The following is a 19,015-nucleotide window of genomic DNA, read 5'->3' on the forward strand; positions in this document are numbered from 1 at the left end:
TACGCCCCCGGAGGGGAGGCTCGGAACGACAGCGTCTGCGGTCCGTCGCGGGCGAGTGGTACCGAGATCACGAGCACCACAGCGGATTCTGCTCACGGTCGCCGCGGAAGCGGTGGTATCTCGTTGGGCCGATACGGCCGGCAGGGATTTATTCGAAGTGAACCAGCGATATGTCGCATATTTTGCTGTACTGGGCGGGTGAGTTCTCTATTCGCCGTACTGCCGGCGGCCGCGTTCGATTCGGCCGAGCAGGCGTACGAGCGGTATCTGTCCCTGGTAGAAGCACCCGAGCCCGGTCCGCCGGAGCGGGCGGTGGGTGTGGTGTGCACCCTGATCCACCGTTCCGGGACCGGTTTACGGGTCCACCGCCGCCCTGAGGCCCGGGGCGCTCTGCTGGAAGCCACCGTCCGCGACCGGTTCGATTGCCTGCGCGCCCTGCTGGCGCTCACCGCCGACCGCGACCTGGCCGTGCTGGACGTCGCGACCCGCCGCCTCTACAACCCGCGCGGCGCCACCCGGATACAGGTGACCACGGGCAATATCACCCTCCCGTATCTCACCGAGAGCATTCTCGACGAGATACTGGAAACGCCGCCGGACCCGCGCGATCCCGCCCTGCAGGTGACCCGCGCGCCGATGTGTCATATCCGGGCCCGCCGCCTGCCGGACGAGATCTTCGAACTCGAACATCGCGATCTCGACGCGTTCTTCCGTCTCTACACCGATAACGCGCCGCTGGTCCGTAAAACCATCTGGGCGTGGGCTGTCCGCGATCCGTGGTGGCAGCAGGCGATCGCGTGGCAACGTGTCGATACGCCGGTCGCACCGCGCAGGCGGCCGGCACCGGAGGACGATATCGATGCGGTGCTGGCCGAGTTACGTCAGATGGCCGACGAACCACCCCCGGAACTCGGTGCGCTCCAATTGCTTTCCACCCTCGGCGATCTCGACACCCGAACACAGGCCATCCTCGACCGGCCCGAACCGGAGGCCCACGAACAGCAGTGACCCGCCGCGGTGTCTGCGGGGGCCGATGAGACCCATTCGCGCATCGCGATATCGGCCCATTACTCGACGACCCCGGCGTCCAGCGGTTCGCCGCATCCGGATTTCGCCGCCGGCACGCAGCGGTCGCATCGGCTCCGGCGCGGACCTGGTGAATTCGCCGCAGCAGATGTAACCCGTGAGTCCGCAACGCGGAGCGGAGAATACGCAGCGCGCCGGTCCAGCGAAAACTATTTCAGCCCGACCCGAACCTGCACGGAATCCTCGTCCGTACTGGCCAGCGCTTGCTGGAGCAGGCTGCTGATGTTCACCTGGGGCGCGGCGCTGTTCAGGCTGTCCGTGAGCGGGGCCAAGCCCGGTTGCAGGGCGGCGAGTTCGGGCCCGATCTCGTCGAGGACCGCGCGCAGGCGCTCCAGCAACGGAACCACGCCCCCCTCTTCGAGATACATCTCCGGAAATCCCTCCGCTCCGGTGACCCGGCCCACCGATTCCACGAAATCGTCGAGAACTTCGGCGAAGCGGGTGAATTCGGTGGCGGCCGCCGAGGTGGCGGGGCCCGCCCATTCGGCGTCGGCGGCGGCGGTTTCGAAGTTGTCGAGCAGTTCGGCGATGCGGGGTTCGCGCGACATGATGGTCGCGGCGAGCAGGTCGGCGGCGCGGGTGAGTTCCGGGAGGACCGCGTCGGTGCCGTGCAGGGCCTCGCTCATGGTGCGTACCAGCGACCCCATGGTTTCCGGGTCGAGCTGGTTCATGGTCCGGGTCACCATGCGGGCGGCCTCGGGGATCGACAGCGGGCTGCGGATATCCTCCGACTCCAGCCGCTGTCCGTCGGATATATAAGGCCCCGCGCCGGTTTTCGGGGCGAACTGGACATAGGGTTCGCCGAGCGCGGACAGATGCTCGACGGTCACGACGCTGTCGGCGGGCAGCCGGTGCGAATCCTGTACCCGAAAACCCACTTCCACACCGTCGGCGACGCGATCGACGGAGGTTACGCGGCCGACTTCGATACCGGTGAGCAGGACCGGTGAGCCCACACCGAGACCGCCGGAATCCTCGAGCACGAGGGAGGCGTTCAGGTAGTCACGGAACGGATCGGCACGCACCACACCGAAGGTCAGGTAGCTCGCGCCGACCACCGTGATGGCCGCGATCCCGCCCAGCGACGCCAGTGGACCCAGTTTCATCTCACGGCTCCGATCATGCGCAGGGTTTCGATGATCCGGTTCACCTGGTCGTCGGTGGACAGTCCCGGCGCACGGACAGCACTGATATCCACCTTCGGACCGTTCTCCACGAACGGGATGATCTTGTCCCGCAGCAGCGCGACCAGCATGTTCAGATTCGACGGTTGCCGCAGATCCAGCGGGCCGCCGGTGGCCAGCGGGACGAAAGCCGCCGCGGCCGCACCCCCGGACTGTGCCAGCGGCGCCAGCCAGCTCAACGACTGCCCGACCGGGCCCAGCCCGCCGAAGATCTCGGTCACCTCGGCGATCGACGCGGTGGCGTCGTTCATCTGCTGCACCGATTCGGGGCGCAGAATATTGTCCAGCTCGTCCTGGATCCCGTGCATGACCACCGCGTTCTCGGCCACACCGTGCAGCAGCAGATCCACCTGATCCAGATGTGCGGCCAGATCGACCGCGTCCGTGGCCAGCACCTGCGCTATCTGCTGAGTCTTCGCCGGATCCTGCGGAAGCACCGAATTGAGCCGGTTGACGATGTCCTGCAGGTCCCCGACCGCTCCGCTGTTGACGAAGAAGGCGATCGCGGCCATCGTGTCCTCGAGCTGGACCGATGGTGTGGTGCGGTCGCGGGTGATGGTGTCACCGGGGTGCAGCAGGGTGTGGTAGCCGTCGGGCGGGGTGGTGAGGGCGACGTGGATATCGCCGAGCACAGTGTTCTGCCGCAATTCCGCGATCGTGGTGGCCGGGAGTTCGACCTCGTCGTCGACCTCGATATCCACCACCACATACCCGGGGGTGGTCGCGTCGCCGGGGACAACCTCGACTTCTTCCACATTGCCGATCTGCGCGCCGTTGGCGATGACCTTCGCGCGCGCGGGCAGGTTCAGTACATTGGCGAATTCGATACGCAGCGGATAACTTCTGCCGGTGACCGTGGCGCCGGGAACGGGGATATCGGAGGGGTCGAACGCGCAGCCGGAGACGGCAAGGGCGGCGGCGAGCCCGCAGGCCGCCAATCCGCGCCGCAACCGGGTGCGGTCGACGGTGATCCGCCGGGTCGTATCGAACGAAATTCGCCGTGTCATCGCGCACCCGCCGATCCCAGAACCAGTCGCACCAGATCCACATCCACCATGCCGTTCGCCGCGCCGGCGCAGCGTCCGGGCGTCAGCGCGTTCACTGCGGCACAGACCTGCTCGGCGTGCTGCTGCGGTATCGCGACCCGCGGCGGTGCGTAGGTGAGTCCGGGCGCACCGGTCGCCGGATCGGTGACGGTGCGCAGCGCCGAGGTCAACACCGGTGTGGTGGCGACGATTTCGCTCAGCGACCCGACATCGGCGCGAAGCAGTTTCACCAGCGGCACCAGATTGTCCAGGGTGGACATCAGCGGGTCCGCCAGGATCACTGACAGATCGTTGAGCATCGGCAGGATTTCGCGCAGGCCGTCGAACAGCTCGATCCCCGGCGTGAGCAGTTCGGCATGCGACATCTGCAGTGTCGGCCCCAGCCGGGTGAGCATCAGTTTCAGGTCACCCCAGTGTTCAGCGACCTTGTTCGACACCGACGCGTAGGCGTCGAATATCCCGGCCAGATGGGCGATATCGGCATCCGGTGATTCCAGGACCCGGCCCAGCTGGTTGATCAGGTCGTTGATCTGCGGGCCGGTGCCGGCCGAGGCCGAATCCAGCGCGTCCAGACCGCCCGCCAGCGCATTCGGCCGGTTCTCGGTGCCACCGATCTGATCGGACAGTTCCGCCAGCGCGGTCACCGTCTGGGTGAGGCTCTTCGGGGTGAGGGTGTTGGTGAGGCACTGCGCCGGATCGTGTTCGCCGGCGGTGTTCGTACCCGGCAGCACCGCCAGTTCCCGGTCGGCGACCACGGTGTCCGATACGGTGGTCGCGCCCGCTCCCGCGTACACCGGATGATCGGCGTCCACCTCGAAATCGACCCGCACCTTCGCGCCCACCGGGGCTATCCGGGTCACCGCACCGACCGTGATACCCCGCATCGACACCTGGTTGCCCTGGTAGAGGCCGATACTGTCGGGCATGATCGCGCAGTAGGCGCGGGTCTGCTTGAACGGTTCGAACGCGACCACGTAGGCGGCGCACACCATGAGCACCAGCACCACCGCCCCCGCGATCGACATCAGCGCAGGCGAGGCGAGCATCCGTTTCGGCATCAGCACACCTTCCCGGGCAGCGGAACGCAGACGACGGCGCCGGGATCCAGTCCGGGCGCGGTCACCGTGGTCCCCGACTGGTCGACCTGCACGCCGCCGCCGGGCCCGACCAGTTCGCGCAGTTTCGCGCTCAGGCTCTGCGTGGAGGCGATCATCGGCTCCAACTGGTCGCCGTATTCCTGGAGCCGGGGCAGCGCATCGGCCAACTGCTGCACCTTCGGCTGCAATGTCTGATCCCAGCTCGGGGCCAGGGCCGTCACCCGCTGCACCACCGAACTGAGCAAGCTGAGCGCCTGACGCAGTTCGGCGCGTTTGTCCAGCAGCACCGTCTCCATCAGATTGACGTTGTCCATCAACCGGCCCAGATCGGTTTTCGCGCCGTCGTACATGGTCACGTATTCGTCGGCGGTTGCGATGGCGTTCGATACCTGGGTGCGCTGGCGTTCGATGGCGTCGAGGTAGCTGCCGACGGTGTCCAGCACACTGCGCAGGGTTTCCGGCGCGCCTTCGATGGAGGTGTCGAGGGCGGCGAGGTTACGGCGCAGGGTGTCGCCGTCGGTTTCCCGCAATGGTGTGGTCGCGTCCTGGAACGTCTCCATCAAGCTGTAGGGCAGGCGGACGCGGTCGGCGGGGATCGGGTTGTCGCCCAACGGGGCATCGCCCGCCGGGAACAACGCGACGTAATGACCGCCGACCAGTGTGAGCATGCGGATATCCAGCGAACTCTGATCGCCGACGAATACGTCCCGGTCCACGGTGAACCGCATCAGCACCCGATCGGGTTCCAGTTCGAGGGATTCCACCTCCCCCACCGGGACCCCGGCCAGCCGGATATCGTCGCCGGCCTTCACCGACTGCGCCTCGCTGAGTTCGGCGGTGTAGGTCTTCTTCCCGAGCGGGAGCACGTACAGCGCGCCGACCGCCGCACCCAGCACCGCCACCGCGCAGATGCCGGCGATCCCCAACCGCAGTTGTCTACGCAGTTTCGTGGGTTCGTCGGTGATGGGCTGGTCGCGATCGAACCAGCGGCCGAGCGCCGATTTCACCCGGGTGGTGGTCATCCGTTGCATATCGCCACCTGCTGCCCGCCGATCAGGACCCGCACCGGGGCCGGCACCTCGGCTTCGCCCTTACTGCACTCCGGCCGGAAACCGGACGGGGTCCGCGGGAACGCGGTATCCACCGCGGCCAGCAGACCGGGCAGCCGGCCGAAAGTGTCGAGTGCCTGCTGCGGATCGGGGAAGAGGTTGCGGATCATCGCGTCGATATCGGGCCCCATCTCCGGGCTCAGCCCCAGTGCGGCCAGCAGGCGATCCACCGGTTCCAGGACCGACGGCGCGCTCATCGCGAAATCCGCGAGCCCGCCGACATTGCGTTGCAGCGCCTCGAAGATATCGGTGAGCCGCGCCAGCAGCGGCACGAGGTGATACAGCCGGCCGCCCACCCGCTCGGCGAGATCGGACATATTGCGCACCAGGGTTCCGATGACGTGCTGGCGATCCTCGGCGTATTCGCTGAGCGTGCCGATGGCGTCGAGTGCCGGGCCGATTCCCGCGCCGTCGCCCTCGATCACCGCGAGCATGCTTTCGGTGAACTGGTTGAGCGCCTCCGGCGACAGGGTTTTCAGAACCGGTTGCAAGCCGTCGAACAGGCTGGTCACATCGAACGAGGGGATGGTCTGTCCGGGGCCGATATCCGCACCGTCGGCGAGACGCATCCCTGGATTCGGCTGCTGCTGCAGGTCGATATACCGCTGCCCGGTGAGATTCTGGTAGCGGATGGCCAGAACGCTGTTGTCGTAGACGGGGGTGTCGGTGGTGACGGTGAGCCGGACCTTCGCCCGGTCGCCGTCGAGGGTGACGGCCTCCACCTTGCCGACCTGCACTCCGAACATCCGCACATCGTCGCCGGTTTTCAAACCGTTGGCGTCGGTGAACAGGGCGTGGTGGGTTTCGGTTTCGCCGTCCACCGGCCGTTTGATGGCCCCGATCACCAGGGCCAGCACCAGCGCCATCACCCCGGCGAACAGGGCCAGCCGCCAGGCGGCGCGCCGCGCGGTCATCGCTGCCCTCCCGCGACTCCGTCCACGTCGACCTCGAGGTCGAGCACCGGCCCGTCGGGCCCTTCCTTGAAGGCGACCCCCAACCGGGTGAGCAGGGCGCGCAGATCGGCAGCCGACTGCTGCGGATCCGGCACGGCCAACGCCAGCAGGTTCAAGGTGGGCGCGAGCATATCGGTGTATCCGGACAGTTGGCTCGCACTGTTCACGGTGCCGGTCAAGGCGGGCAGGATATCGCTGGTCAGGGCTTTCACTCCGGCGTCGAAATCGGACCGGTTCGTGCGCAGCACCTCGATATCCACGATCTGGTCCAGCACCTCGATGGTGGCGCCGGCGAACTGGCCGCCGCCCTGGAATGCCGGCCCCAACTGCCCCACCAGTTCATTCGCCGGCATCGACTGGTGTTCGGCGATCACCCGCCCGGCCGTGATCAGCGCCTCGGCCAGCGGTGTGAACGCCTTGACATCCGCGGCGGCCTGGGAGATCACCCGCGCCATATCGGCGGTGAACACGGTGCCGCTGGTCTGCGACATACTGCGCAGCAGCGCGCCCATGGTGGCGTCGTACACATCGGCGGCCCGCCGGCCGGTCAGGTCCACCACCGCACCGGAGCGCAGTGGCGCGCCGCCGGCCCCGGGCCGGAGTTCGATCTCGCTGATGCCGAAGAGGTTGGCCGGTGCGTAATCCACCACCATGCTGTCGTCGATCCCGTGCAACCGGTTCGCGTCGAGGGACAGGCTGATCTGCTGGGTGCCGCGGCCGGCGGGCGCGATATCGGTGACCTCCCCGACCTGCACCCCGTCCACCCGCACCAGCGTTCCGGCCACCACGCCGTCACCGATATGCTCGGTGCGCAACGCGACCCGCAACCCGTCGTCGCCGGTGATCGACCGGTAGCCGTAAACCACCAGGGTGACCACCGCGAGCACCGCGACGACCACCACGCCGACCCGCCGCGCACTACGCGGACCGGCGGCGACCCCGGGCATTCCGTACTTCGGCATCTGTCCCTATCCCGTGAAGCTGATCGCCGAGTTGAATCCCCACAGCACGAGCGTCAGGACCATGTCGAGGGCGATGATGGCGACGAAACTGGCACGTACCGCACGGCCCGAGGCGATACCGACACCTTCGGGCCCGCCGGTGGCGAAGAATCCGTAATAGCTGTGCACGCAGATCACCACGATGCCGAACACCGCGACCTTCACCGTGGCCGCGATGATGTCGAATCCGGCGATGAACTGGAAGAAATAGTGGTCGTAGACCCCGGCGGACTGGCCGTGCACCAGGGTGATCAGGCCGCGGCAGGCGAAGTAGGAGCCGATCAGCGCGATCAGGAAGGTCGGCACGATCGCGATGGCTCCGGCGATGACGCGGGTGGTCACCACGAAGGGCACCGACCGCAGTCCCAGCGCTTCGATGGCGTCGATCTCTTCCGAGATCCGCATCGACCCGATCTCCGCGGTGATCCGGCACCCCGCCTGCGCGGCGAAACCCACCGCGGCCGCGATCGGCGCCAGCTCCCGCGTGGTCGCGAAGGCGGATACGATCCCGGTGACCGGTCCCATCCCGAGCATGTCCAGAGTGGCGAAGGATTCGACCCCGATCGACGCACCGATCACGAGCCCGAGCACGATCATCATGGGCACGGTCCCGCCGCCGACGATCACCGAGCCGCGCCCCCACGTCATATTCGTGATGATCCGCAGCGTTTCGCCACGGTAGCGACGCAGCGCCAGCGGAATCGACGACAGCACCTGCCAGCAGAACACGACGGCGAAACCGAGTGAATCCACCGCGCCCAGGATCCGGCTGCCGCGGCGGAAGTACCGCGCGAGGAATCCGAGCCCCTTGGGGGTGTACGAGGTCGCCGCCATCACGCCAGCCTGGTGGGCAGGAACATGGCGGTCACCTGGGTCATGACCAGGTTGACGATCACGATGGCGACGATCGAGAGCACCACCGCGGCGTTCACCGCATCAGCAACCCCGCGTGGGCCTCCCTTGGCTTCCAGCCCGCGCTGGCAGGCGATGATCACCACGAGGAAGCCGAAGATCACCGCCTTGAGCAGTGAAACCCACACATCGGCGGCGGTGGTGAAGGAGCCGAACGCGGCCCAGTACGAGCCGGGCGTGACACCTTGCCCGCCGATGGCCACCAGATAGCCGGCGACGATCCCGACGAAGATCACCAGGATGTTCAGCAGCGGCGCGACCAGCAGCATCGCTACCATGCGCGGGATCACCAGCCGGTGCACTGGGCTGATCCCCATGGTGTGCAGGGCGTCGATCTCCTCGCGGATGGTGCGGGCGCCGAGGTCGGCCGCGATCGCCGCGGCGCCCGCGCCGCCGAGCAGGAAGCCGGTGGCCAGGGGCGCGCCCTGTTTGATCACTCCGAGCCCGCCGGTGGCGCCGATCAGCGAATCGGCGCCGAGGTTGTGGATCAGGTTGCCGACCTGGACCGAGACGATCACGCCGAACGGTACCGCCATCAGGATGGCCGGGAAGGCAGTGACCGTCACCAGCCGCCACGCCTGCACCAGCATTTCCTGCCATTGGAAGCGGCCGCGGGCGAGATCGGAGACCGCGCCGCCGACCGATTCCCGGGCCATCCCGACGCCTCGGCCGAAGGTACGTACCGAGGACACGATGGTGCCCGAGAAATTCTTGCCGACGATTTCCCGCGCGGTTTCGGTCCGGCGAGTGGGTTGCGGTCCGGCGGGGCCGGCGGGCCGGTCCGTATCGATAGCCGCGGGATGGCTCTCGGGAGTCATCGCCGAGATCCGTACACCGCCACGGGGGCACGCAATGTTGTGAAGTTCATGCGCTCAATCTCTCCGGTCCGGCATCGATGCCAATGGAGAGCAAGCTAATCGTTACTAGAGGTGACAAACAAATTTGCGGCAGTGTGACAGTGGCCACGAAAAAACACCGCTACGCATAGCCAACCACCGATTGTGTATCACGCCACCTGAACGTTTGCGGTGAATGAGAACAGGTTCTACCAAATTTACATCGTGCGAAGCGCGCCCGTCCCGACCGGCCAACGCGCGAACTCGCACACGGAATAAGCGGATCATTCGACCGATGTCGGCCCAATGGGCGACAATTCCCCCGTGCGAACTCAGTTCACCAACGAGCTCGTCGCGTTGACCGCGGATCTGACGCAGATGTGCCGCATCACCCACGAGGCGGCCGAACGCATGACCGACGCCCTCGTCGAGGCCGACCTCACCGCGACCTACGAGGTCTTCGCCCTCGACGAACGTCTACAGGCCATGTACAGCGCCTGCGAGGCCCGCACCGTTGTCCTGCTGGCACTCCAGGCGCCGGTGGCGCGGGATCTGCGCCATGTGGTCACCGCAATCCAGATCGCCGGCGAACTCTCCCGCATCGGCCACCTGTTCAGCCGGGTTGCCGATCAGGTGTACCGCAGCCATCCCGAACCGGTCGCCGCCACAGCGGTTCTCGAACCACTCGGTGCGATGGCCCAACTCGCCGTCGCGGCCACCGCACGGACCGAACACGCGGTCACCACCGGCCGGCACAGCGCCGCCGGCGAGGATGCGCCCGCCGCGATGCAAGCACTGAACCAGAAGCTGCACACCGCACTGTCGAGCACCGGCGATTCCACCGATACCGCCATTGCGCTCGCCCTGGTCGGGCACCGGCTCGCGGGCAGCCTGGAGCACACCGACCGGATAGCGCGATTGATCCACTTCCTCGATACCGGTGTACCGCCGACCGCCCAGATCGTTCCCGACGACGAGGCGGCGAGCTGAACCGAGCAGTAACCCACCCCCCGCTCGCTCCCAATTATGGGAATTCCCTATGCTTTTCACGAAGCGCCGGCCGGGGGAACCAGCCGGTGGCGAATTGTTCACCACACCACACACGAGCCGGAAACCTTCCGGCCCACAGACGTCACGACGAGCACATCCGGCGCACCGGCGACCACGGGACTCCCCCTCATCAAGCCCCGCGGCGGCGGCGCGGCGCCCGGTCCGGACAACCGGGCCGCGAATTGCGCCGGTACGCAAGCCCTCGTTCGTGGCAGGCCCATCCCCGAGTCGGCGCCGGCACGGCGACTCGGGGATGGTGCCGTGGACAGGCTATGCCGAATCTCACATCCGAGAGTAGCTTCGGGTTAGCTGAGCGACGGGGTAGCTTGACGCTCGGCACATCCCGGCACCTCGGCAAGGAATTTCGTTGAAGCCCAAAACATGTGAACAATCGGGCGTTTCGCCCATCGGCGCCCGATTCGCGGAGGTGGCGCGGTGAATTCGCTACTGTCCGCACTCCCCGCCCCGGTACGCAGATTCGCGGCCGTCGCGATACCGATCCTGATCGTCATCGTCCTGGCCGGCGGCTATTTCCTCGAAGGACGCGACAGCACAACCGATCCCGCCGCCGGCGCTGCGGACGCACCGAGCGCCGCAGCGGCCGATGTGCAATCCGCGCTGGACAAACTCCCCGTCGCAGCGGAAATCGCCATGACCGGCTACAGCCGGGAGAAGTTCCCGCACTGGGACGACAACGCCGCCGAACACGGCTTCGGCCCCGAATTCGCCCAGTACAGCAAATGCACCACCCGCGAGGTGATGATGCTGCGCGACGCCACCGGCGATGTGACCCTGGACCCGAAAACCTGCGATCTGACGATCGGCAGAGGCGGCGGCTGGCAGGACACCTACGGTGTCATGGACGCCAAGACGGGGAAACTGAAGCCCTACAAGTTCATCACCGAATCATCCGGTGTCGACGCCGAACATATCGTCCCGCTCGCCGAAGCCTGGCGATCCGGGGCCAAGAACCTGGATACCGATACCCGCCGCCGCATCGCCAACGATGCGCAGAATCTCATCGCCTCCGACCCCTCCGCGAATCGGTCCAAAGGCGACCAGGACCCCGCCGACTATCTCCCGCCGGGAAGTTTCCGGTGCGGATATATCTCGCATTACGTGCAGGTCAAGCTAAAGTACGGCCTGAGCGTCGACAAGGACGAACAGACGGCATTGCGCACCGCCGTGGACGACTGCATAAAACGAGGTGAGTTCAAATAGCCGAAGTCATCGAGTTGCCGAACAAGACATCGGTCATGACCCGGGAAGCCGGGACGATATCCGGTGCCCTGGATATCACCCTCGACCCCGACGGTTACGGTCTGGTCCGCTACCGGGAAACCGAGCAGTGGTACACGATCGGCAATCTCGATGACACCACCCCGCGCAGATGGCTGACCTGCGCCGAACTGGCGGAGGCCATCGCGAAGGTGAGCGGCACCCGCGACGCCGCGGGCAACACCGTTCCCTTCGAGTCCTGAGATCCGGCGGCGGAGGTCACTCGCCTCCGCCGCCACCACCCCCACCGCCACAGCTGCTACCGCCGCCGCCACCGCCACAGCCGCTACCACCACCACAACTCCCGCCCCCGTCTGCGCCGCCGCCGTCGCCGGCACCGAAATCACCGAGGGACCAAGCGCCCACGCCGACGCCACCCCGGGCCGCCGATCCCTTCCGCACACGCCGGGACCTACGACCGCGTTGCATCAGGTCCGCGGCAGTCATCACCACCAGGATCACGGAGATGATGAAAGGCCCCACGCTCCACGGCGGCCCGACGTCGACCTGCAGAACGAACCCCAGCAGGGCAGCGGCTGCGGCCATTACCGGAAACAGCATGATCCCTCCCGAACCCGCGGCGATTACCGGCGATATTACGTGGCGCTGCGGTCTGCTCGGCCCGGACGGTTTCCTGCGTGGTACGCGATCACACCGCCGTCTTTTCCCAGTCGATGCGGTAGCGCTGTTCGGTGCCGGCCAGTTTCTCCGGGTTCATCGTCCGCGCCATCACCGGCATGATCAGCTGCATCATCTTGCGGGCAAGGGGTCCAGGGGTTTTGCTGTGGTTGATCTTCGCGGCCCGCGCCGCCACACCCTCCACCCGCGAGCGGCGCAACCGTTCATAGGTGGCGAACGCCGTATCGAGATCGGGGATATCGCGTAGGCAGCGAGCGAGCTGGATCGCGCTCTCGATCGCCAGCGAAGCGCCTTGTCCGGAACTGTTGGACGGTGCGTGCACCGCATCCCCGACCAGGACCATCCGGTCCCGATACCAGTGCGGCACAGGCGGCATGATGTGCAGTGCGCCGGTGACCTCCAACTGCTCCGGCGTAGTCGCCCGGGCGAGCGGGCCGCCCGGATGGTCTTCGCCGTAGGTTTCGCGCAGGATTTCCAGCCAGCGCTCCGGTCCGGTTTCGCGGGCTTCGGTCAGCGAAAGGTACTTTGCGCTGGGCAGATTCGCACCCCAGCCGATGCGGCCGTCGCCCAGCGGCCAATACAGGTAGTAGGCGCGTTTTCCGTAGGCGAAGACGATCGTTTCGGCCGGGGTCGCGATATCGCATGCGACGGTGGCGCCGAAACCGAGCATCCCGGTGAAATCCGGGCCCGGGGCGTCCGGGTCGATCAGGCGGCGCACGGTCGACCGGATCCCGTCGGCGCCGACGAGAACATCGGCGGTGGCGGTGCTGCCGTCGGCGAATCGTGCGGTGACGCCCTCGGCGGTGCGGTCGGCGGCCACCAGGCGTTTGCCGTATTCGACCGGAACGCCGGCCGCCACGGCCCGCTCGTGCAATACCAGATGCAGTTCCCCGCGGTCGACCAGTTGCAGTGGCGGCTGGTCCGGGAGGCTGGGTGCGGGCAATAGTTTGCCGCCGACGGACAGGCACATACGGGGTACCGGCACGGCGATATCGCGGACCGCGTCGCCCGCATCGATCACATCCAGCGCGGCCACACCGTTGGGCGCCAGCGCCAGCCCGCTGCCGATCGTGTAGGCCGGCCCCGGGTATGCCTCGTAAACGCGGGCATCGATACCCGCTTTACGCAGTGCGGTGGCCGCGACGGGCCCCGCGATTCCGCCGCCGATCACCAGGGCGGTTGCTGTTCTGGACACAGGAGGACTCCTTGTTTCGGTGCCGCCACCGGCGGCGCAGGGTTTTCGATGCCGCCCCGGCGGCGCCGGTTCGGGGCTCGCCTCGGTCGCTGCGGGACCGAGCCGAGCCCGAACTGCTTGTTTGCCGGATCGCCCCTGCGTCCGCCTCCCGGTTATCCTGTGTTCTGCCAAACTCGCGGCCGGGTGTGCGTTGCGCGGGCACGGTCCGAGACGGTTATCCGGTCCCGATGGTGGTGTTGGCGCATCACCATCGGGCCCGGTTCATGAATCAGTGGTCGGTATCAGCCCCTTCCACGTATTCGCGGGCACGCGCGGTATCCACGCCGCCGCGGCTGTGCCATGACTGCCATTCCGCCTGGCCGGGAAATGTGCCGTCGACGAGTTCGGCACGCAGGGCCCGCGTCCATTCGGCCTCTGCCTCCAGGACCGCCAGTCCGTACTCGGTTTCGATGAGGAATAGGCGCGGCAGGCTCGCGGAGAGATCGCCGAGTTCCTTTTTCACCTGCGCGATCTGCTCTTCCAGCACCGCGAGCCGGCGGCCCAGCAGGTCCGCCACCTCGTCCGGCGGCAGCACTGCAAGGATCGACAGGCCGGCGATATAGCGGCCGCGTTCGGGCTCCGGTTCGGCGATGAGCTCCCGGGTCCAGTCCACGAGTTCGGCGCGACCGGCTCCGGTGATCCGGTAGATCACCCGTTCCGGCCGGGCGCCGTCACGTTCGCTGCCCGCCACCTCGAGGAATCCGGCTTTGGCCAGGTTTTGCACGACCGTGTACAGCGACCCCCATTTGATGTCCATGTCCTGGTCTTTGCCGTACTCGCGCAACCGTGCGGCGATCTGGTAGCGGTGCATGGATTCGTCCTGCATCACCGCGAGCACGGCCAGCGCGAGCAGATTGCCCACCTTGCGCTTCTTCGCCATCCCGCCTCCTTACTCGTCTACGAATATACGTGCGCGAGCATATGGAGACAAGGCGTCACCGCGCAGACCTGTCCCCCGCGCACCGAGATCATGTCCGGGCACGGCATATTCCAAGGTCGTGGATACGCCCGGTGGCCCGCCGAGTTCAGCGACGGGTAAAGGACGGCCTCATCGCGGGCCGTCGATCAGTTCGGCCGGAGCAGCCAGCCGCCAGGAATCGAGGATGATGGCGCGCATCTCCTCATGGTCGTCGAGCGCGGCCAGCCGGACCCGCACCCACGGGTTCCCGGTCTCATGGCCCGCGACCCAGAATTTCGCAGGTTCGGCGACCACCAATTCGTCGCGGTCGACTATCGGGCAGCGCACCGCCATCGAGGTCTCGTCTTCGGGAAGGGTGAGGAAGAGCCGGCGTTCGACCCGGAAGATCGGCATCCCCCAGGCGAACTGCTCGCTGGTTCCCGGCAGCGAAAGAGCGTAGGCGCGTACATCATCCCCGGTCGCGGTCATAGACGGATTGTGCCCCGGCGCACCGACACGCCCCAACCACGCCGGCCCCGGACTCAGCCGGCGGCGACCGTGCCGGAGAGCTCGACCCCGGCCCGGCCGAGTTGCGCCAGCGCCGATTCGACCGTTGCCGGGGCAACGCCCGCCGTCAGGCCGAGCAGCACACGGGTGGTGAAACCGGCTGCGGCGGCGTCCAGAGCGGTGGCCCGCACACAGTGATCGGTGGCGATACCGACGATATCCACCGAGGTGATACCCCGGGTGCGCAACCAGACGGCGAGGGGCGTGCCATCGGACGCGGCGCCCTCGAAACCGGAGTAGGCGGCCGAGTACTCGCCCTTCGAGAAGACCTCCTGCACCGCGCCGGTATCGAATTCCGGATGGAATTCCGCGCCGGCAGTACCGACCCGGCAGTGCGGCGGCCAGCTGTCGACGTAGTCGGGAGTCGCGGAGAAGTGAGCGCCCGGATCGATGTGGAAATCGCGGGTCGCCACCACCGCGCCGTACTCGGCGTCGCGCAGATATTCGCTGATCAGCCCGGCCACCCGGGCACCTCCGATGACGGCGAGCGAACCGCCCTCGCAGAAATCGTTCTGCACATCCACCACGATCAGCGCGCGTTCCATACCTTCAGTTTCCCCCGCACCGGCCGGTCAGGCCACAAAAGTGGTGAGCACCGCCGGGTCTCCGCCGGACAGTTTCAGGCCCTCCCAGGGCAGACTCACCAGACCGCGGGCCACCAGTTCACGGGATTCGGTGAGCGGCGGCCGGTCGAGCAGTTCACCACCGCGAACCAGCGGCACCGGTAGTTCGCGGACCCCCAGCTCGCCCGGGTCCGGGTACCGGCCGGTCGCCGGATACACGATCTCTTCGACGATCGTCCCCGTGGACCGGGCCAGGCGCGCCGCCCGTTTCGCACCACCACGCGACTCCTTGTGACTGGACCGTTTGGCCACCGGCAGCCCCTCGACCTCGACGAGCTTGTACACCATGCCCGCCGTCGGGGCGCCCGATCCGGTGACCAGCTGCGTACCGACCCCGTAGGCATCGACGGGTTCGGCACGCAGGGCCGCGATCGCATATTCGTCCAGATCGCCGGAGACCACGATGCGAGTGTGCACCGCACCCAGGTCGTCCAGTTGCTGCCGGACCTGCCGGGCCAGCACGCCCAGGTCGCCGGAGTCGATACGTACCGCGCCCAGTTCCGGTCCGGCGACCTCCACCGCGCGCTCGACACCGCGGGTGATATCGAAGGTATCGACCAGCAGCGTGGTTCCCTTGCCCAACGCCGCAACCTGACTGCGGAACGCCTCCACCTCGTGGGCGCCGTCGGGCCCACTGTGCACCAGTGTGAACGCGTGCGCGCTGGTTCCGGCCCCCGGCACTCCGTAGCGGCGGACCGCTTCCAGATTCGAGGTCGCGTGGAAACCGGCCAGGTACGCCGCCCGCGCGCTGGCCGGGGCGGCCAGTTCGTGGGTGCGCCGCGATCCCATCTCGATCATGCGACGCCCGGCCGCGGCGCTCACCATCCGGGCGGCTGCGGACGCGATCGCACTGTCGTGGTTGAGGACCGACAGCACGAGGGTCTCCAGTACCACGCATTCGGCGAAGGACCCCGTCACCGACAGGATCGGCGACCCCGGAAAATACAGTTCGCCTTCGGGGTAACCGTCGATATCACCGGTGAAGCGGTAATCCCGCAACCAGTCGATGGTCGCGGAGTCCAGGAACCCGGCGGCGATCGCCAGTTCCGCCTCGCCGAACCGGAACCTCGCCAGAGCATCGAGGAAACGGCCCGTCCCGGCCACCACGCCGTATCGGCGGCCGTGCGGCAAACGACGGGCGAACACCTCGAAGGTGCAGCGCCGCGCCGCGGAACCGTCGGCCAGCGCGGCCGCCAGCATCGTCAGCTCGTATTGGTCGGTCAGCAGAGCGGTACTGCCGGCGGTATCGCACGGGTTCACGGTTGTCACTGTAAACAGGCCCGGCCCGCGGGCGCGCAGTCCACCTGCCACGCCCGCCCGGGCCCCGCATCCGGCGGACTCTTCCCGGCCGCGGGGCCCGAGTCCGGCACGGGCGCGACACCGGCCAGGCGCAGCCGTATTGTTCCTGCTCCGGGTGTTGTGAATTACTCCGCGCGTCGTACCCTTGGTTTCATGGCCTTGTGCAACACAGCACCCCGCTCCCGGACGATCGAGGTCCGCGTAGGCGCCGCCGGCGCCACGTTGTCGGCGGCACAGGCGACCCCCGAGGCCGTGGAAGCCACCGAGATCCTGGAGGCCGAGGACCGCCCATGGGTCACCGTGGTGTGGGACGATCCGGTCAACCTGATGCACTACGTCGCCTATATCTTTCAGAAGCTGTTCGGCTACAGCAAAGCCAAGGCGACCGAATTGATGCTCAAGGTGCACAACGAGGGCAAAGCCGTCGTATCGTCCGGCTCGCGGGACAAGATGGAACAGGATGTCCGCCGGTTACACGCGGCCGGGCTGTGGGCGACCATGCAACGAGACGACTGATCGGACGGTTACCGTAGCGACGTGCGTAAATGGAGCCGGAAGAACTCATTGAGCGGTCTCAAGCTGCGGTCGGAGATGGACGCGCGCGAAGCGAGCGTGCTGCGTTCGCTGGTGGGCGCGGTTTCCGGCCTGCTGGGTGAGCGAGCGGCGTCCGCCCCCGAGGACGAACTCGCCGCGCTCACCGGTCTGCGCAGCGGTAACACCCTCCCGCCGGACGATCCCCGGCTGGCCCGGTTGCTCCCCGATTTCCACCGCGCCGAACCCGGCTCCCCCGACGCCGACCGCGCCGATCTCAACAGCGCGCTACGCGGTTTGCACGAACCGGAGATCATCGACGACAAACTGGCGGCTGCCGGGGTCGTCCTGCGCACCGTGCCGGAGGAGGGCGGCAAGATCACGCTGACGCCGGAGGAGGCCGACGCCTGGCTCGCCGCCCTCACCGATATCCGGCTGGCCCTGGGCGTGGTCCTGGAAATCGACGCCGACACCCCCGAACAGTTCCCGCCCGACGACCCCCGCGCCCCGCATCTGGACGTCTACCACTGGCTCACCTGGATGCAGGATTCCCTACTGCAGGCGATGGCCCCGTGACCGGCGTCCCGGGACCGCGTAACGCGCTCACCGATATCGCCGGCCTGCTGGTCGGCCACCACCACGTCCTCGATCCCGATGCCACCCGCGGTTCCGGCGCCGCCACCGGCTGCACCGTGGTCCGCGCGCCGGGCGGGGCGGTCGCCGCAGTGGACGTACGCGGCGGCGGCCCCGGCACCCGGGAAACCGATCTGCTCGACCCCGCCAATACGGTGCGGCAGGCGCACGCGATCCTGCTCAGCGGCGGCAGCGCCTACGGCCTGGCCGCCGCCGACGGGGTGATGCGCTGGCTGGAGGAACACGGCGAAGGCATACCGATGGACCCCGCCGATCCGGCCCGCGTGGTCCCGATCGTGCCCGGCGCGGTGATCTTCGATCTGCCGGTCGGCGATTGGTCCACCCGGCCCACCGCCGAATTCGGTTATCACGCCGCGGCAGCGGCCGGACCCGATTTCCTGCGCGGTTCGGTCGGCGCGGGAGTGGGCGCACAGGCGGGCGCACTCAAAGGCGGTGTCGGTAGTGCGAGTATCCACTACACCGACGGTATCGCCGCCGGGGTCACCGTCGGCGCGCTGGTCGTCGCGAACCCGGTCGGCTCGGTTTTCGATCCGCGGACCGGGCTGCCGTGGGGCGTCGGCACCGACGGCCCCGAGTTCGCCGGGTTGCGACCGGCCACTCCGGAACAACTGGCCGCGGCCAACGCGCTCCCGGTCAAGAGCACCGTCCTCAACACCACGATCGGCGTCGTCGCCACCGACGCCCCGCTCGACACCCTGGGCTGCCGCCGCCTCGCCACCACCGCGCACGACGGTTTGGCCCGGGCCGTGCGACCGGCGCATTCCCCCCTCGACGGCGATACGTTCTTCGCCCTGGCCACCGGCACAGCGACACCACCGGACCTGCCGGCCCTCCCGGCAACGTTCCCCGGCGACCTCCCGCTGCTCGACGAACTGTGCACGGCCGCCGCGGTCTGCGTGGAACGAGCGGTCGTCGATGCGATCCGCTCGGCGGAGACGGTGGCAGGTATCCCGTCCTACAGCGACCTGTTCGGCCGCTGAACTCGGGGCTCACCGTGGCGCCCCGCGATCCACGCCGG

The 19,015-nt window shown here is 67.6% G+C and carries 21 protein-coding genes; 7 read left to right on the forward strand and 14 right to left on the reverse strand.

The window, feature by feature from the left end:
* The first annotated feature begins 198 nt into the window (after positions 1–198).
* Positions 199–1,008, forward strand: coding sequence for a hypothetical protein (locus IU448_RS21315; protein WP_195057398.1), 810 nt, complete (start codon positions 199–201; stop codon positions 1,006–1,008).
* A 227-nt stretch (positions 1,009–1,235) separates the two neighbouring features.
* Here the strand turns inward: IU448_RS21315 and IU448_RS21320 are convergent, their stop codons facing one another.
* The 8 genes from IU448_RS21320 to IU448_RS21355 are packed head-to-tail and all read right to left on the reverse strand — an operon-like array spanning position 1,236 to position 9,206.
* Positions 1,236–2,192 carry an MlaD family protein gene (locus tag IU448_RS21320; protein WP_195057399.1) on the reverse strand — a complete coding sequence of 319 codons (957 nt, stop codon included), beginning with the start codon at positions 2,190–2,192 and terminating at the stop codon, positions 1,236–1,238.
* Positions 2,189–3,277, reverse strand: a complete 1,089-nt coding sequence (locus IU448_RS21325; RefSeq protein ID WP_195057400.1) for an MlaD family protein — start codon at positions 3,275–3,277, stop codon at positions 2,189–2,191. The genes IU448_RS21320 and IU448_RS21325 overlap by 4 nt, the downstream gene beginning before the upstream one ends.
* The gene (locus IU448_RS21330) at positions 3,274–4,374 is read right to left on the reverse strand and encodes an MlaD family protein (RefSeq protein WP_195057401.1); all 1,101 of its coding nucleotides are present in this window, start codon (positions 4,372–4,374) and stop codon (positions 3,274–3,276) included. Before IU448_RS21330 ends, IU448_RS21325 begins: the two co-directional genes overlap by 4 nt.
* The gene (locus IU448_RS21335; RefSeq protein ID WP_228813695.1) at positions 4,374–5,444 is read right to left on the reverse strand and encodes an MCE family protein; all 1,071 of its coding nucleotides are present in this window, start codon (positions 5,442–5,444) and stop codon (positions 4,374–4,376) included. Before IU448_RS21335 ends, IU448_RS21330 begins: the two co-directional genes overlap by 1 nt.
* Positions 5,432–6,436 (reverse strand): MlaD family protein, encoded by a 1,005-nt coding sequence (locus tag IU448_RS21340; protein WP_195057402.1) that lies wholly within the window; start codon positions 6,434–6,436, stop codon positions 5,432–5,434. The genes IU448_RS21335 and IU448_RS21340 overlap by 13 nt, the downstream gene beginning before the upstream one ends.
* Positions 6,433–7,437 (reverse strand): MlaD family protein, encoded by a 1,005-nt coding sequence (locus tag IU448_RS21345; RefSeq protein WP_195057403.1) that lies wholly within the window; start codon positions 7,435–7,437, stop codon positions 6,433–6,435. The genes IU448_RS21340 and IU448_RS21345 overlap by 4 nt, the downstream gene beginning before the upstream one ends.
* A 6-nt stretch (positions 7,438–7,443) precedes the next feature.
* Entirely contained in the window at positions 7,444–8,310 is an 867-nt protein-coding gene (locus IU448_RS21350; protein WP_195057404.1) for an MlaE family ABC transporter permease, read from the reverse strand.
* Positions 8,310–9,206, reverse strand: a complete 897-nt coding sequence (locus IU448_RS21355) for an ABC transporter permease (protein WP_195057405.1) — start codon at positions 9,204–9,206, stop codon at positions 8,310–8,312. Before IU448_RS21355 ends, IU448_RS21350 begins: the two co-directional genes overlap by 1 nt.
* Positions 9,207–9,548: 342 nt before the next feature.
* On the opposite strand from IU448_RS21355, the gene IU448_RS21360 reads away from it, so the two are divergent.
* The 3 genes from IU448_RS21360 to IU448_RS21370 all read left to right on the forward strand — a co-directional run bounded on the left by IU448_RS21360 (position 9,549) and on the right by IU448_RS21370 (position 11,755).
* The gene (locus IU448_RS21360; protein ID WP_280457122.1) at positions 9,549–10,214 is read left to right on the forward strand and encodes a phosphate signaling complex PhoU family protein; all 666 of its coding nucleotides are present in this window, start codon (positions 9,549–9,551) and stop codon (positions 10,212–10,214) included.
* A 495-nt stretch (positions 10,215–10,709) separates the two neighbouring features.
* Positions 10,710–11,495: an HNH endonuclease family protein gene (locus IU448_RS21365; protein WP_324188659.1), complete on the forward strand. Its 786-nt coding sequence runs from the start codon at positions 10,710–10,712 to the stop codon at positions 11,493–11,495.
* A gap of 35 nt (positions 11,496–11,530) precedes the next feature.
* Positions 11,531–11,755: a hypothetical protein gene (locus tag IU448_RS21370; RefSeq protein WP_195057407.1), complete on the forward strand. Its 225-nt coding sequence runs from the start codon at positions 11,531–11,533 to the stop codon at positions 11,753–11,755.
* 16 nt (positions 11,756–11,771) lie between these two features.
* On the opposite strand, the gene IU448_RS21375 is transcribed toward IU448_RS21370, so the two are convergent.
* The 6 genes from IU448_RS21375 to IU448_RS21400 form a co-directional block, all read right to left on the reverse strand.
* A complete protein-coding gene (locus IU448_RS21375; RefSeq protein ID WP_195057408.1) occupies positions 11,772–12,113 on the reverse strand; it encodes a hypothetical protein in 342 nt (113 codons plus the stop codon).
* Positions 12,114–12,201: 88 nt separating this feature from the next.
* Positions 12,202–13,386 (reverse strand): FAD-dependent monooxygenase, encoded by a 1,185-nt coding sequence (locus IU448_RS21380; protein WP_195057409.1) that lies wholly within the window; start codon positions 13,384–13,386, stop codon positions 12,202–12,204.
* A 268-nt stretch (positions 13,387–13,654) separates the two neighbouring features.
* The gene (locus tag IU448_RS21385; RefSeq protein WP_195057410.1) at positions 13,655–14,305 is read right to left on the reverse strand and encodes a PadR family transcriptional regulator; all 651 of its coding nucleotides are present in this window, start codon (positions 14,303–14,305) and stop codon (positions 13,655–13,657) included.
* A gap of 168 nt (positions 14,306–14,473) precedes the next feature.
* A complete protein-coding gene (locus IU448_RS21390; protein WP_195057411.1) occupies positions 14,474–14,812 on the reverse strand; it encodes an MmcQ/YjbR family DNA-binding protein in 339 nt (112 codons plus the stop codon).
* Positions 14,813–14,865: 53 nt separating this feature from the next.
* Positions 14,866–15,435, reverse strand: a complete 570-nt coding sequence (locus tag IU448_RS21395) for an isochorismatase family protein (protein ID WP_195057412.1) — start codon at positions 15,433–15,435, stop codon at positions 14,866–14,868.
* 27 nt (positions 15,436–15,462) lie between these two features.
* Positions 15,463–16,773, reverse strand: a complete 1,311-nt coding sequence (locus IU448_RS21400; RefSeq protein WP_195057413.1) for a nicotinate phosphoribosyltransferase — start codon at positions 16,771–16,773, stop codon at positions 15,463–15,465.
* A gap of 192 nt (positions 16,774–16,965) precedes the next feature.
* Here IU448_RS21400 and clpS point away from each other — a divergent pair, with 192 nt between their 5' ends.
* From clpS to IU448_RS21415, 3 genes are read left to right on the forward strand one after another with little or no spacing between them, the layout of a single operon-like run.
* Positions 16,966–17,328, forward strand: a complete 363-nt coding sequence (gene clpS, locus IU448_RS21405) for an ATP-dependent Clp protease adapter ClpS (RefSeq protein WP_062979355.1) — start codon at positions 16,966–16,968, stop codon at positions 17,326–17,328.
* 21 nt (positions 17,329–17,349) lie between these two features.
* Positions 17,350–17,919 carry a DUF2017 domain-containing protein gene (locus IU448_RS21410; RefSeq protein WP_195057414.1) on the forward strand — a complete coding sequence of 190 codons (570 nt, stop codon included), beginning with the start codon at positions 17,350–17,352 and terminating at the stop codon, positions 17,917–17,919.
* Positions 17,916–18,977, forward strand: a complete 1,062-nt coding sequence (locus IU448_RS21415) for a P1 family peptidase (protein WP_195057415.1) — start codon at positions 17,916–17,918, stop codon at positions 18,975–18,977. The genes IU448_RS21410 and IU448_RS21415 overlap by 4 nt, the downstream gene beginning before the upstream one ends.
* Positions 18,978–19,015 lie beyond the last annotated feature (38 nt).

Origin of the sequence: Nocardia flavorosea (assembly GCF_015477805.1) — a bacterium.
GTDB classification, from domain to species: Bacteria; Actinomycetota; Actinomycetes; order Mycobacteriales; family Mycobacteriaceae; genus Nocardia; species Nocardia flavorosea_A.

Excerpts from the sequence above, each read along its gene's own strand:
- IU448_RS21355 (WP_195057405.1), bottom strand. The coding sequence starts at position 9,206 with ATGACTCCCGAGAGCCATCCCGCGGCTATCGATACGGACCGGCCCGCC.
- IU448_RS21345 (WP_195057403.1), bottom strand. The coding sequence starts at position 7,437 with ATGCCGAAGTACGGAATGCCCGGGGTCGCCGCCGGTCCGCGTAGTGCG.
- IU448_RS21395 (WP_195057412.1), bottom strand. The coding sequence starts at position 15,435 with ATGGAACGCGCGCTGATCGTGGTGGATGTGCAGAACGATTTCTGCGAG.
- IU448_RS21320 (WP_195057399.1), bottom strand. The coding sequence starts at position 2,192 with ATGAAACTGGGTCCACTGGCGTCGCTGGGCGGGATCGCGGCCATCACG.
- IU448_RS21375 (WP_195057408.1), bottom strand. The coding sequence starts at position 12,113 with ATGCTGTTTCCGGTAATGGCCGCAGCCGCTGCCCTGCTGGGGTTCGTT.
- IU448_RS21330 (WP_195057401.1), bottom strand. The coding sequence starts at position 4,374 with ATGCCGAAACGGATGCTCGCCTCGCCTGCGCTGATGTCGATCGCGGGG.
- IU448_RS21390 (WP_195057411.1), bottom strand. The coding sequence starts at position 14,812 with ATGACCGCGACCGGGGATGATGTACGCGCCTACGCTCTTTCGCTGCCG.
- IU448_RS21340 (WP_195057402.1), bottom strand. The coding sequence starts at position 6,436 with ATGACCGCGCGGCGCGCCGCCTGGCGGCTGGCCCTGTTCGCCGGGGTG.
- IU448_RS21325 (WP_195057400.1), bottom strand. The coding sequence starts at position 3,277 with ATGACACGGCGAATTTCGTTCGATACGACCCGGCGGATCACCGTCGAC.
- IU448_RS21370 (WP_195057407.1), top strand. The coding sequence starts at position 11,531 with ATGACCCGGGAAGCCGGGACGATATCCGGTGCCCTGGATATCACCCTC.
- IU448_RS21350 (WP_195057404.1), bottom strand. The coding sequence starts at position 8,310 with ATGGCGGCGACCTCGTACACCCCCAAGGGGCTCGGATTCCTCGCGCGG.
- clpS (WP_062979355.1), top strand. The coding sequence starts at position 16,966 with ATGGCCTTGTGCAACACAGCACCCCGCTCCCGGACGATCGAGGTCCGC.
- IU448_RS21335 (WP_228813695.1), bottom strand. The coding sequence starts at position 5,444 with ATGCAACGGATGACCACCACCCGGGTGAAATCGGCGCTCGGCCGCTGG.
- IU448_RS21385 (WP_195057410.1), bottom strand. The coding sequence starts at position 14,305 with ATGGCGAAGAAGCGCAAGGTGGGCAATCTGCTCGCGCTGGCCGTGCTC.